Origin of the sequence: Gilvimarinus sp. DA14, assembly GCF_024204685.1 — a bacterium.
In the GTDB taxonomy this organism is placed as follows: domain Bacteria; phylum Pseudomonadota; class Gammaproteobacteria; order Pseudomonadales; family Cellvibrionaceae; genus Gilvimarinus.
Map to the genome: position 1 here is coordinate 2,209,679 of NZ_CP100350.1, position 12,073 is coordinate 2,221,751.

The 12,073-nt window shown below is 55.9% G+C and carries 11 protein-coding genes; 4 read left to right on the top strand and 7 right to left on the bottom strand.

Going from position 1 to position 12,073, the window contains the following annotated elements:
• Positions 1–8 precede the first annotated feature (8 nt).
• The 5 genes from NHM04_RS09665 to NHM04_RS09685 all read right to left on the bottom strand — a co-directional run bounded on the left by NHM04_RS09665 (position 9) and on the right by NHM04_RS09685 (position 4,589).
• Positions 9–1,706, bottom strand: coding sequence for a hypothetical protein (locus NHM04_RS09665; protein WP_254263586.1), 1,698 nt, complete (start codon positions 1,704–1,706; stop codon positions 9–11).
• Positions 1,707–2,018: 312 nt separating this feature from the next.
• Complete coding sequence (gene arsB, locus NHM04_RS09670) at positions 2,019–3,038, bottom strand: ACR3 family arsenite efflux transporter (RefSeq protein WP_254263587.1); 1,020 nt, start codon at positions 3,036–3,038, stop codon at positions 2,019–2,021.
• A 1-nt stretch (position 3,039) separates the two neighbouring features.
• On the bottom strand, positions 3,040–3,744 hold the full coding sequence (arsH, locus tag NHM04_RS09675; RefSeq protein ID WP_371872540.1) for an arsenical resistance protein ArsH: 705 nt from the start codon (positions 3,742–3,744) through the stop codon (positions 3,040–3,042).
• Complete coding sequence (locus tag NHM04_RS09680; protein ID WP_254263588.1) at positions 3,737–4,213, bottom strand: arsenate reductase ArsC; 477 nt, start codon at positions 4,211–4,213, stop codon at positions 3,737–3,739. Before NHM04_RS09680 ends, arsH begins: the two co-directional genes overlap by 8 nt.
• Before the next feature lie 52 nt (positions 4,214–4,265).
• Entirely contained in the window at positions 4,266–4,589 is a 324-nt protein-coding gene (locus NHM04_RS09685; protein WP_254263589.1) for a metalloregulator ArsR/SmtB family transcription factor, read from the bottom strand.
• Positions 4,590–4,690: 101 nt separating this feature from the next.
• On the opposite strand from NHM04_RS09685, the gene NHM04_RS09690 reads away from it, so the two are divergent.
• On the top strand, positions 4,691–5,059 hold the full coding sequence (locus NHM04_RS09690) for an STAS/SEC14 domain-containing protein (protein ID WP_254263590.1): 369 nt from the start codon (positions 4,691–4,693) through the stop codon (positions 5,057–5,059).
• On the opposite strand, the gene NHM04_RS09695 is transcribed toward NHM04_RS09690, so the two are convergent.
• Complete coding sequence (locus NHM04_RS09695) at positions 5,060–5,626, bottom strand: DUF922 domain-containing protein (RefSeq protein ID WP_254263591.1); 567 nt, start codon at positions 5,624–5,626, stop codon at positions 5,060–5,062.
• Between the two features lie 185 nt (positions 5,627–5,811).
• On the opposite strand from NHM04_RS09695, the gene NHM04_RS09700 reads away from it, so the two are divergent.
• The 3 genes from NHM04_RS09700 (at position 5,812) to serA (ending at position 10,254) form a co-directional block, all read left to right on the top strand.
• Complete coding sequence (locus NHM04_RS09700; RefSeq protein ID WP_254263592.1) at positions 5,812–8,151, top strand: methyl-accepting chemotaxis protein; 2,340 nt, start codon at positions 5,812–5,814, stop codon at positions 8,149–8,151.
• 51 nt (positions 8,152–8,202) lie between these two features.
• Positions 8,203–8,949 carry a tRNA (N6-threonylcarbamoyladenosine(37)-N6)-methyltransferase TrmO gene (tsaA, locus tag NHM04_RS09705; protein ID WP_254263593.1) on the top strand — a complete coding sequence of 249 codons (747 nt, stop codon included), beginning with the start codon at positions 8,203–8,205 and terminating at the stop codon, positions 8,947–8,949.
• A gap of 75 nt (positions 8,950–9,024) precedes the next feature.
• Complete coding sequence (gene serA / locus NHM04_RS09710; RefSeq protein WP_254263594.1) at positions 9,025–10,254, top strand: phosphoglycerate dehydrogenase; 1,230 nt, start codon at positions 9,025–9,027, stop codon at positions 10,252–10,254.
• Between the two features lie 39 nt (positions 10,255–10,293).
• On the opposite strand, the gene NHM04_RS09715 is transcribed toward serA, so the two are convergent.
• A complete protein-coding gene (locus NHM04_RS09715; RefSeq protein ID WP_254263595.1) occupies positions 10,294–12,063 on the bottom strand; it encodes a hypothetical protein in 1,770 nt (589 codons plus the stop codon).
• Positions 12,064–12,073 lie beyond the last annotated feature (10 nt).

Here is a 12,073-nt window from a genome sequence, read left to right on the forward strand (position 1 = left end):
CAGGTGGATTAGTTATCCAGACCTACAGTCCAACCGGCAACCCAGTCGTTGTCAGCGCTTACGGCACCGATGAAATCAACCGCGTCGAAGAAGTTGCTGGTACCTGAAGCACCTACCGCAGGAGCGGCGCCGGCTTCGAAAGTGTTTTCCAGCATGGTCACGTCGTAAACATCAACCTCAATCGCACCGCCGTTGCCGTCAGTCATGCTAGCGGCAGTGATGTAAGCGCGTGGGTTGCTGTCCAGACCTTCGATAACCATTGCAGGCAGAGCACCGGTGGTGTTTTCGTCCAGAATCACGTTGTTGGTGTTCTCACCAGAGGTCAACCAGGCGTTGATGTCGAAGTCGCCGTTAGCAGGATCAACACCAGCTTTGGTCGCTTCGGTACAGGCGATTACGTTGCTCTTGGCAACAGACCAGCCACCGGTAGCAGCAAAGATAGTTTGCGGACCTTCAGAATCGTCCAGCTCGAAGCACTCGTTAGAGGCCATGCCAGAGGCGTTAGAAGTCACGATAGAGTTGTACATTTCGAAGTGCGCACCTTCACGGTACAACACGCCTTCAGAGCTACCTTTAGAGCTTGGGTTCTCACCTTCGTTTTCACCTACGTTCGAGGTGATACAAGTCATGTTAGAGATACGACCTTTGGTGAAAGGCTCCAGATCGTCGGCACGGCCGCCACCAGTATTGTCCGCTTCAATACAACGGTTGGCACCAGAAGTGTGAGTAACCAGAGCGTACTGGATGTTACCTACCCAGCCTTCAGAGAAGTCGATAGAGTCATCGCCCACGTTAACCGCAACAACGTTTTTCAGATCAACCGCACCACCGAACATTTCAAAACCATCATCCTGAGTGGTGTAGGTTTGTACGTATTCGATAGTAGTACCAGAACCTACCGCGTTCAGGGTCAGGCCGTTCAGCTCAGAGCCATCAACAACCTCAAAGCCGGCGTGCTTGATCACAACGTAACGCAGGATACCGCTGCTCTCGCCGTTGTTGTTACCACCGTAAGTGGCCGGACGACCTTCGGCAGTAATGTGGCAGCCGTGAACATTGTTAGCAGTTGCTTCGCGCTGCTCATCGGTACACTTGTTGGTAATACCGTTACCGTTAATCTGTACACCGCCCCACAGACCGCGATCAGATTCGTCGGCTGCATTGTCGCGCAGGTCTTGTACCGCAGAGAAAACAATCGGCGCGTCGGCAGTACCTTCGGCAATGATTGAAGAGCCGCGAGCGATACGAACGTAATCGTTAGAAGAAGAGAAGGCGATTTGCGCACCAGCTTCAATGCTCAGCGACGGACCATCACCTTCTTGCGGAATAGAAGTGCCGTTAGAAGCCTGGCTGGCGTCTACGTCTTCACCTACCCACAGGCTGTTTTCAAAAATGTGCAAACCGCCATCCAGCGCAGGGATGTTCAGATCAACGGTCAGGGGGTTGGTATCACTTACGAAAGAAGCGCTGTAAGTACAGTTGCCATCGGCGAAAGCACCTTGACGAGTTTGACCATTTTCTTCGTAGGTCGCACATGGGTTGTCATCACCGCCGCCGCTGTCGCCACCGCTGTTGTTGGTGGTGTTGTTGGTAGTGTTGTTCGAGTCGATCACGGTGTTAGACGGATTCAGTTCGATGTCTCCACCGCCACAGCCAACTAAAACAGCAGCCAGTACGTTTACGCTTACCAGGGTCTTGATATTCATAAATTCCAACTCTCCCCAAGTGGATAGTTTGTCAAATTGCTTTGCAGGCAAGATTGCCCACAGTGAGTAATCGGTAGCACGGTGTGCTCAGTCCATGGCTGACTGAAAAGGCTCTTGCGTTCTTTAGCGCGCCTAATTCGAGCCGTGTGCTCATGTGGCGCCTATGGTTGATGAGTTTTATGAAAGCCGCGTGACAGAAATGTGAAGGTTTTGTTTCAGGGGATAAGAAGAGAGATTTTTATAGCGAATAATAAGGCGGGGCAAGTATGTGGCCACTAACACTTCGTGGCCACATGTTAAAAAGTGTGCGAATTAGGGCCGCGCGAACCAGCCTCGGGTTCGGTTGGCAAAAGCCACCAGCGACAACATTACCGGCACCTCTACCAACACCCCCACCACCGTGGCCAAAGCCGCGCCCGAATGCAAACCAAACAGTGATATGGCAACGGCCACCGCCAGCTCAAAAAAGTTTGAGGTGGCAATCATACAGGCGGGAGCCGCCACTTCGTGACGCAACCTGAGCTTATGCGCCGCCCAATAAGCCAGGGCGAAAATGCCGTAGGTTTGAATCAAAAGCGGAATGGCGATTAACACAATGGCCAAAGGCTCAGCCAGAATCCGCTCGGCCTGCAGGGCAAACAACACCACAATGGTGGCCAACAAACCTACGATGGACAGCGGCTTACTGCGATGTAAAAAGTTGTCCAATGCCTCCGCGCCGCGCCCTAAAAGATGGCGGCGCACCAACATACCGGCCACCAGCGGCAGCACCACATAAAGCACCACCGACAACAACAGGGTTTCCCAGGGTACCGCAATGTCGGTCACCCCCAGCAGCAAACCGGCAATGGGGGCAAAGGCCACCACCATAATTAAATCGTTCACCGAAACTTGTACCAGGGTATAGGTGGCATCGCCGCGAGTCAGATGACTCCAGATAAAGACCATGGCGGTACAGGGCGCAACTCCCAGCAAAATCATACCGGCGATATATTCATTGGCCGTTTCCGGCTCGACCAGACCGGCAAAGATATAGTGAAAGAACAGCACCCCGATGGCGGCCATGGTAAACGGCTTAATCAACCAGTTTACCGCCAGGGTTAGGAAAAGCCCTTTAGGGTCTTTGCCCACATCTTTTACCGAGGCAAAATCCACCTGCACCATCATGGGAAAGATCATCAGCCAGATCAGCACCGCCACCGGCAAATTCACCCGCGCCCACTCCAGCGCCGCCACAGCGGAAAAGAAGCCCGGGAACACGCTACCCAAAGCGACACCGGCGACAATGCCGATAGCGACCCATACAGATAAATACCGCTCAAAAATTCCCATGCTATATCTCCTTTTGATTGACGCGCTTTGACAATTCCGCCGCCGACTCCACCCGCTCGGAGTAGCGGTCCACCAAATAGTCTTCGCGCCCCTGCACCAGCAGAGTAAATTTCATCAGCTCTTCCATGACATCCACAATGCGGTTGTAGTAACTGGAAGGTTTCATCCGGTCGTTATCGTCGAACTCTAAAAAGGCCTTGGCCACAGATGACTGGTTGGGAATGGTCAGCATACGCATCCAACGGCCCAGCACCCGCAACTGATTCACCGCATTAAACGACTGCGAGCCGCCGCACACTTGCATCACTGCCAGGGTTTTACCCTGGGTTGGACGCACCGCCCCCACACTTAAGGGAATCCAGTCGATCTGCGCTTTCATAATGCCGGTCATGGCGCCGTGGCGCTCGGGCGAGCACCACACCATGCCATCGCACCACATCGCCAGCTCGCGCAGCTCGGCCACCTTGGGATGGTCGGCCTCTTCGCTGTCCGGCAGCGGCAGACCCGCCGGGTTAAAAATACGTGTCTCGGCGCCAAACTCACGCAGCAAACGCTCCGACTCCTCCACCACTAACCGGCTAAACGAGCGCGGCCGCAATGAACCATACAAGAGCAAAATCTTCGGTGCCCGGGCACCAGTGGCCGCCAACTTTTCTTTATCGATTGCCTGCAGCGCGTCGCGCTGAATATTAGGCAAATCAGTCACGGTAAACCTCCTGCTCGCCTACTTGATTGGCCAAATCGGTTAACTGCGCAGAGGTTAACTCCTCTAAAGGCGCTTTTAGTAGAGCGCCAATACGGCGCTCTAGCACATCAACTACTGCATCAAAAGCGCTGGCAGAATCGGCCGCGCGAGACGGGTCAGGCAAACCCCAGTGAGCCTTGGCCGCATCCCCCATCCACAGTGGGCAGGCCTCACCGGCGGCGCTATCGCACACGGTAATCACCAAGTCGGGCTGGTAATCGGCAAAGTCATCCCAGCTCTGGCTTTTTAACTCGTCGGTGTCGATCCCTTTGCCCTGTAAATACTCTACCGTGAGCGGGTGGATGCGCCCGGCGGGTTGGCTACCCGCGCTGGCGGCCTGTAACCGACCTTCGCCCAAGCGGTTGGCGGTCACTTCCGCCAGCACGCTGCGACAAGCATTATGAGTACACACAAACAATAATTTTTTCATTCGAGCCTCCTTAAAATATATATGGTTTTTCGCATATAAACGCGCAAAAAAGTCAGTCGCAGCAGCGCACCTCGCCCAGGCGGGCCAGGGCGTCTTTTAGATAGGCGCGATTACCCTCGGCAGCCTGCTCGATAACCGATGCTGCCCAGGTCGGCAACTGCGGATTCAACCGGTAATACATCCACTGTCCCTGGCGGCGAGCCACTAGCAGCTCACATTCGCGCAACTGCGCCAAATGCCGCGACACCTTTGGCTGGCTTTCGGCAATAGCGTCAACCAAATCGCACACACACAACTCACCTGTGTGCTGCAGCAAAAGTACACAGTGCAGGCGCGTCTCATCGGCTAAACACTTAAAAAAGCTGACTGGATTCATAAACTCCCCAAAAGTAATGTACACAATATATACGGAAAAACATATATACTCAACACGCGCTATACTGGTGCAAAATTAAAAGGAAGCCCGAGGAGATTATAATGAATGTACATGGATTGCAGGTGGGTATAACCCGGCACGAAAACCGGTTTTTATTCAGCTTGAAAGTGACCGGCAAGCTGACCCATGAGGACTATCAAAAAATCACGCCGCTGCTGAACAACGCCATCGCCGATTTAGAAGACCCGGAAATCTACGCCCTGGTGGACTTGAGTGAATTTGAGGGCTGGGAGCTGCGCGCTGCCTGGGACGACTTTCAGCTAGGGCTGAAACACGGCAGCCACTTCCATAAAATCGCTATTCTTGGCAATCAGCGCTGGCTGGATATGGCCAGTCGCGTGGGCAGCTGGTTTACCGAGGGGGAAGTAAAACACTTTGACCGTTTAGACGAGGCCCTCGCCTGGCTGTAGCTAGTCTTTAGCCGCTGGCACCACTACGCCCTGCTGGGCGCCATAATCGGTCATCTTATCAAAGGCTATTGCTTTGTCGCGGTGCTCTTGCACTATGGCTTCGGCAAGTTGATCGGCGCGCGCCTGCAGAGCATCACAATTTTCCGCAGGCGCGAGCTGCCCTAGCTTTAATTCAATTTTATTAGCGGCCTGAATCGCCACCACATAGTGGCCCACCAGGTGGCGCTGCAAGTGTTCAATATACTCATTAAAGCGCGCCTGCACCTCGGCATCACTGCTCTTTAATTGCGGCAATTGCATCAGGGTGTCCAAATCGACGGTTATCGCTTCGATGCTGCACTCGCGCTCCGACTCGGCAAAGTCCAAGTGCCAGCGAATAGACCAGCGGTTATAGCCGTGCAGAGGGCGCTCGCCATATTCAATCGGCGTGGCCGCATCGAGGCTTTGCGCCAAGGTCATATCGCTGAGTGCCGGGTCTGGCACATCGTAGTAAATGTAATCGAGCATTTCGCGCACTTCGCCACGGGCCGCAGCCGCCAGCAAAAACACGCCCCACCCAATCGCCATAATCAACGCCTTTAGCCTCATTGACACCCCCAACAAGTTGACGATTTGCCTTCCATTTCTACCCCGCTGCCGATAAAACGTCGGCCCATTGACGCTCGGTTTCACTTTATTTAACTCCAGCCACCAAAGTCGCAAAAGTGTCACAAAACCCACCTATGTTGTCGCCAGAATCACCGGAGGTAACTGTGAAAATATCCACTCGTTTAATGGTGGGCGCCATAGCCCTAACCGTATTCGCCGTGATCGGTTCGGCTGGCACTACCGGCATTTTAGCCCTCAAGGACAGCTCTAACGCCATTGAAACCACACTGAAAAATCAGTTTCACGCCATTGCACTGGGACGCGATACGGCCATTCAATCCAGCCTTAGCCACTATCAGGATTTACTCAACTCCCTTGCCAATGGCCGTATGACTCAGGATGCCGCCTATGGTTTCGTGCGGCCTTTCGATTCCTACCGCTACGAGGTGGGCATTATGGATAAAAATGCCTTAAGCGGCGAGCTGGCGCAATGGTATCGCAATGAATACTCGCCCTTTCACCAACGCCAAAGCGCGGGCGAAGCGCCGAATGTAAACCAATGGCTGGAGCAAATGGCCTACGAGGCGCAGCTGCTGCAACATTTCTACCTGCAAACCAACCCCGGCTGGCCCGACCAACTGGCGCAAATGAGTGACCGCAGTGACGCGACCATTTACGGCCAACAGCATCGCAAATATCACGCGAGCTATCACGATGTCATTCAAAGGTTTGGCTTTAGCGATCTGATGCTGGTGGATCACAACGGCCTGCGGGTTATTTACTCGGTCAGCAAAGGCCCTCATCTCGGGACATCACTAAAGCAGGGGCCATTTCAAACCTCGCAATTGGCGCTTACGGCCAAAAACCTGCAGCAGAATCCTGAGCGCTTTTTTATCTCCGGCTTCGAGCACAGCCAGTTTCGCCAGGGCGAGCTGTCACTGTATATCGGCGTCGCTGTCTACCACGCCGCCCACAGCCCCGAGCGACCGGTGGGCTATTTGATTGCACAGATACCGGCCACACGTTTTGCGCACCTGCTATCGAATAACGGTCAATGGCAAGATCTGGGATTGGGGCAAACCGGCGATATCTACCTGGCAGGCCCAGATGGGCTGGCAATCACCGACCTGCGCGCGCACCAGCAAACCCCCGCCGACTTCAACCGCCAACTGCGCGAGGCAGGGCTGAGCCAGCAGGCGCAAGATATTGAACGCACCGGCACCAGCGCGGGCCGGCTCACCCTTGCCACCCAACCGGTACAAGACGCCACCAACGGCAACGCCGGCACCGACATGGCCGAGGACTATCTGGGCCGCGAGGTTTACACCGCCTGGCAGCCCGTCACCCTCGGAAACACCACTTACGCCTTGATCGTGCAACAAGAGCCAGACGAAGTGTTTGCCGCTCTGCACGAACTGCGCGCTCGAGTAGGCGCCAGCATTGCGGTGGCGGCACTGGTACTGATTGCTCTGGCCGCGCTGGCCGCCTTCTTTTTCTCGCGCTATCTGGCTCGCCCCATGAGCGAACTATCGCAGCGCATTGAAGCGGCCGCCGGCTCGCGCGACCTCACTACCAATTTCGATACCTCGCGCAGTGACGAGGTAGGCGATATTAGCCGCAGCCTCAACGGCCTGTTTGCCAACCTTGGCGACACCCTGGCGGGAGTCATTACCTCGACCCGGAATTCGGCCGCTACCGCCGACGAAAACGCCCGTATCAGCGCCAGTTGTCGCGCCGATGCACAAACCCAACGCCAGCACATGGCGCACATGGACTCCGCCCTCAACCAAGTAGAGCAGTCGCTGCAGCACATGCACCAAGAACTGCAAGAGACTGCCAGCCAGAGCCACACCGCCAGCCAAGAGGCGCGCCAGGGTAAACACCAAATGGGCGATGTAGTGGATCAAGTCAGCCGCCTGCAAACCCACATCAGCCACTCTGGCGAAAGCATGCAAGCACTCAGTTCAGCTGCCGACGATATAGTCGCGGTGGTAGACACCATTAAAGGCGTAGCCGAGCAGACCAACCTGCTGGCCCTGAATGCGGCGATTGAGGCGGCCCGCGCCGGTGAGCACGGGCGCGGCTTTGCCGTCGTGGCCGATGAAGTGCGCCGCCTGTCGGCCAACACCCACGATGCCACCGGCGAAATTCAGGCGCTGATTGACCGGCTGCGCGAAACCGTAAACTCCACCGCAGCAGGTCTGGCTACCGAGCGCGACAGTGCCGCCGAGTGTGTCGATTACGCCAGCGCCGCGCAGCAATCGCTGAGCAATATCCAGCGTTCGGTAGCCGATATTGAAGGCGTCATTACTACTATCGCCCAGCGCTCGGAGGGTGAGTACCAGCGCGCCCAACAGGCACGCAGCTCGCTCACCCAGGTGCTGGAAACCGTCGAGCACACAGACGACTCCATTACCCAGCTGGCCGACAGCGCCGAGCGCCAGCGCACCCTGGCCCAAAGCACTCTGGAGAGCGTCAGCAGTATTCGCGTGGCGCAGCACTAAAAGACAAATGGTTTACACTGGCGCTATTTAGTGCGGCAGTAACAGCAAACTATGTCTTTTACCCTCGAGCCCATTGGCGTTGTGCAATCGTGTTTTAGCGGCAAATTCGGCATTCCCCGGCAGAGCGGGCTTGCCAGTGCCGCGCGCGCGGTGCTGGAGTTTTACCCACCCTTTGATCAGGCCGAAGCCTTTAGCGGGCTGGAAGAGTGCAGCCATCTGTGGGTGGAGTTTATTTTTCACCAGTTTAAAGTCGGCGAATTTCGCCCTCGGGTGCGCCCGCCGCGCCTGGGTGGTAACCGCTCCATCGGGGTATTCGCCACCCGGGCACCCAACCGCCCCAACCGCCTCGGTCTTTCGGTGGTAAGGCTAGATCAGGTAGAAGTGCGTCAGGGCAAGGCGCGCTTGCATATCAGTGGTCACGACTTGCTCGATGGCACACCGATTATCGACATCAAGCCCTACGTCCCCTACGCCGACGCCCTGCCCCAGTCCCATAACAGCATCGCTCCGGCGCCCCCCACACTGATCCCCGTGCGCTTTAGCCAACCAGCGCTAGAGCAGTGCCAGAACGAAAGCGCCCGACTGGGCCAGGCCCTGCAACCGTTAATCGAACAACTGCTGGCGCAGGACCCCCGCCCCCAGTACCAGCAGCCAGATCCCGAGCGCCGCTACGCCATGACCCTGTTTGACTTGGACGTGGCCTGGCACTATTGGCTGGAGGGGGAAAGTCATGGGGTGGAGGTTTGCAGCGTCCGACGTCAGACGTCAGACGTCAGACGTCTGACGTCTGACGTCTGACGGGTTTTATGCTATCATCGCGCGCTTTTCCTACCCCCTAAAATCCATTCGCCGCAAGCTGAGGTCTGACCGACTATGGCCAAGAAGTCACTGGACAAAAGCAAGATTAAGTTTCTGCTGCTGGAGGGCGTCCACCAGAGCGCCATCGAAACCCTGCACGCCGCCGGTTACGAGAACATTGAGTATCTGAAAACCGCCCTGTCCGAGGACGATTTGATTGAAAAAATCAAAGACGCCCACTTTGTCGGTCTGCGCTCGCGCACCCAATTGACCCGCCGGGTGTTTGAAAACGCGCCCAAGCTGATCGCCGCCGGCTGCTTCTGCATTGGCACCAACCAGGTGGATTTGCAGGCGGCGCAAGAGCATGGCGTCGCGGTCTTTAACGCGCCCTACTCCAACACCCGCTCGGTAGCCGAGTTAGTGGTGGCCGAAGCCATCTTGATGATGCGCGGCATCCCCGAGAAAAACATTGTCTGCCATCGCGGCGGCTGGTTGAAATCGGCGGCGGGCTCCTACGAAATTCGCGGCAAAACCCTGGGCTTAATCGGCTACGGCTCGATCGGCAGCCAGACCAGTGTGCTGGCCGAATCCATGGGTATGAAGGTCAAGTTTTACGACGTAGTCGCCAAGCTGCCTTTGGGCAATGCCTCGCAGGTGCGCTCGCTGGATGAGCTGCTGCAAAGCGCAGACATTATCAGCTTGCATGTTCCCGAAACCGGCTCCACCAAAAATATGATTGGCGAGCGCGAGCTGGGGCTGATGAAAAAAGGCGCCTACTTAATTAACGCCTCGCGCGGTACCGTGGTGGACATTGACGCCCTGGCTGCAGCGGTGAAAAACAAACACATTGCCGGCGCGGCGATTGATGTATTCCCGGTTGAACCCAAAGGCAACGACGACGAATTTGTCAGCCCATTGCGCGGTCTGGACAATGTCATCCTCACGCCGCACATCGGTGGTTCCACCCAAGAGGCCCAGGAAAATATCGGTGTAGAAGTGGCCGAAAAACTGGTGCGCTACTCGGATAACGGCACCACCATTACCTCGGTTAACTTCCCCGAGGTGGCGCTGCCCGAACACCCCGACGCCCACCGCCTGCTGCACGTGCACGCCAATGTGCCCGGCGTGCTGTCGGCCATTAACCGCGTGTTTTCAGATAACGACATCAATATTTCGTCGCAGTATCTGCAAACCAATGACAAGGTCGGCTACGTGGTGCTGGACGTGCACTCGCCCTACAGCGAAACTGCGCTGGAGCAGCTGCGCAATATCGAAGGCACCATTCGCTGCCGCGTACTCTTCTAAGTTGTCTCCCGGCTCAGGCGCCAAAGCCTGAGCCGGGCGTTATTTTTTCTCCAGCTCGTCTAACGTTTCCGCCAACTTGGCAATTTCCCCATCGACCACGCCACCGCTCTGCAGTAACAAACTAAAGCGCTCGCTGGCCTCTGAAATGGCCGTTTCAAAAACCTCGCGCAACTCGGGTTCTATTTCAGACGCGGCTACTAGCTGGCGCAACTCAATAATCAAATTATTCACCAGCGACCGCGCCTGCTCGGTACCATAGGCGTATTGAATTTCAATATTAGCCACACTCTCTTTGACGCTGGAAACAAATTGCGCGACGTGCTGCTGGTACCCCGACAGGTTTTGTAAATCCGTTAAATGCTCAAGCTGCAAATCAACCAATGCGGCAATAAATCCTAGCCGTTCAAGCAAGTGCTCCTGCTCAACCGTATCGGCCATCTGATTGGAAAAAAACACCCGCAGCGAAGCCTGCGCAAAAAATAGACCGGTATCACTGTGCACCGGAGATTCTTCGGCTTTTGCCGCCTGTAACATTGAACTTATGTGGGCGTCCTCAATGCCGCTAAAGTTGTGCAAGCTGCGGCCGGAGTCGTGCGACAGATAAAACGCCGCCCGCCACTGCAAATTCGCAAACACCCGCGCCAGTAACGCGGCAATATCCTGCACCGAGGTTTGCAATACCACATTGGCGGCAAAAAATTTCAGCTGCACCACCACAGGGTCGGACTCACCGGTTTGCTCTAGATGGCGTTGCGCCAGTTTATCGTGCAGATAATCAACTTCGCTCTCCAAAGTTGCCACACAGGTTTCCGTTTCGCGCACTAACTTTTCCAAGCGCTGCACTTCCGCGCTATCGCCCGCCTCGCTCTGCTCTTCCAAAGCTCGACGTAAACATTGCAGCTCTTTGCGCAACTGCACAATGGTCTGGCGCTGCACCCGATTATTGCGGCGTAACTGCTCCATCAGCGCCAGCTGGGCTTGTTGCTGTGACTCTTGCAGAATTTCATCGATGCACTGGTCCGAATCTCTGGCGATATCGCTAAGCTCGGCGATGTGCCCCAGCAAAGGTTTTTTGTCGCGGTATACGGCGGCGTGCTCTTTTTCCACCCGCTGGGTTAACTGCTCCACCGCGGCCTTGTGGCTTTTCTGCGACTGGGCAAGAGAGCTTAACTCTGCGGGCGTGACCCCCTCACCCAGCTGCTGCATCAGCGCCTGATACTTCTGCCGATAACCGCCTAACTTTTCCACCTGTTTGGCAAAAGCGCTGTTTTCGCGCTGCAGCTGTTTATTATCATCTTCCACTTTGCGCAGCGCTTTGACCCGCTGGCGCAGCAACGCCACCTGATCCGGCTCGTGGGCTTCGACCGGCTTGGCATTATTTAGCAGCACGGTAATCAGTTGCGCCAAACGCTTTTCCAGGGTCAGCCAGGCGCGCTGTTCTGTGCCGGCTTGCGCCGCCTCGTCTTCCGCCTGCAAATAGTGATAGCGCACCGATGCAATACGGGCGCTGAAAGGGTCGTCCTGCGCGTAATCGCCCAGGGATTTCCCAGTGAGCTGTTGGTAGCGCTCGAGCGATTTTTGACTTAACGCCCTCCAGTCTAAGGCCGCGGGTTGGGCATTCTCTTCTGTGTCAGGTGGGGGCTCGCGCCGCACCGGTGGCCGGGCACTTTTTAGGCGTCGGCAGGCGCTCATTAGTCTTACGCACTGCTGGCGCAAGCGCCAAACCCACCAACCAAGCACCGCACACACCACAAGCGCCAGGGCGAGAAGCTGTAATAGCAAGATAAGTAAGGTAGTAGATTCGGGCATAGCATCTCTC

What these genes read in the sequence shown, in the direction of transcription:
- NHM04_RS09685 (WP_254263589.1), bottom strand. Translation starts at nt 4,589, where the DNA reads ATGAATCCAGTCAGCTTTTTTAAGTGTTTAGCCGATGAGACGCGCCTG.
- NHM04_RS09695 (WP_254263591.1), bottom strand. Translation starts at nt 5,626, where the DNA reads ATGGCGATTGGGTGGGGCGTGTTTTTGCTGGCGGCTGCGGCCCGTGGC.
- NHM04_RS09665 (WP_254263586.1), bottom strand. Translation starts at nt 1,706, where the DNA reads ATGAATATCAAGACCCTGGTAAGCGTAAACGTACTGGCTGCTGTTTTA.
- NHM04_RS09715 (WP_254263595.1), bottom strand. Translation starts at nt 12,063, where the DNA reads ATGCCCGAATCTACTACCTTACTTATCTTGCTATTACAGCTTCTCGCC.
- NHM04_RS09680 (WP_254263588.1), bottom strand. Translation starts at nt 4,213, where the DNA reads ATGAAAAAATTATTGTTTGTGTGTACTCATAATGCTTGTCGCAGCGTG.
- NHM04_RS09690 (WP_254263590.1), top strand. Translation starts at nt 4,691, where the DNA reads ATGAATGTACATGGATTGCAGGTGGGTATAACCCGGCACGAAAACCGG.
- tsaA (WP_254263593.1), top strand. Translation starts at nt 8,203, where the DNA reads ATGTCTTTTACCCTCGAGCCCATTGGCGTTGTGCAATCGTGTTTTAGC.
- serA (WP_254263594.1), top strand. Translation starts at nt 9,025, where the DNA reads ATGGCCAAGAAGTCACTGGACAAAAGCAAGATTAAGTTTCTGCTGCTG.
- arsB (WP_254263587.1), bottom strand. Translation starts at nt 3,038, where the DNA reads ATGGGAATTTTTGAGCGGTATTTATCTGTATGGGTCGCTATCGGCATT.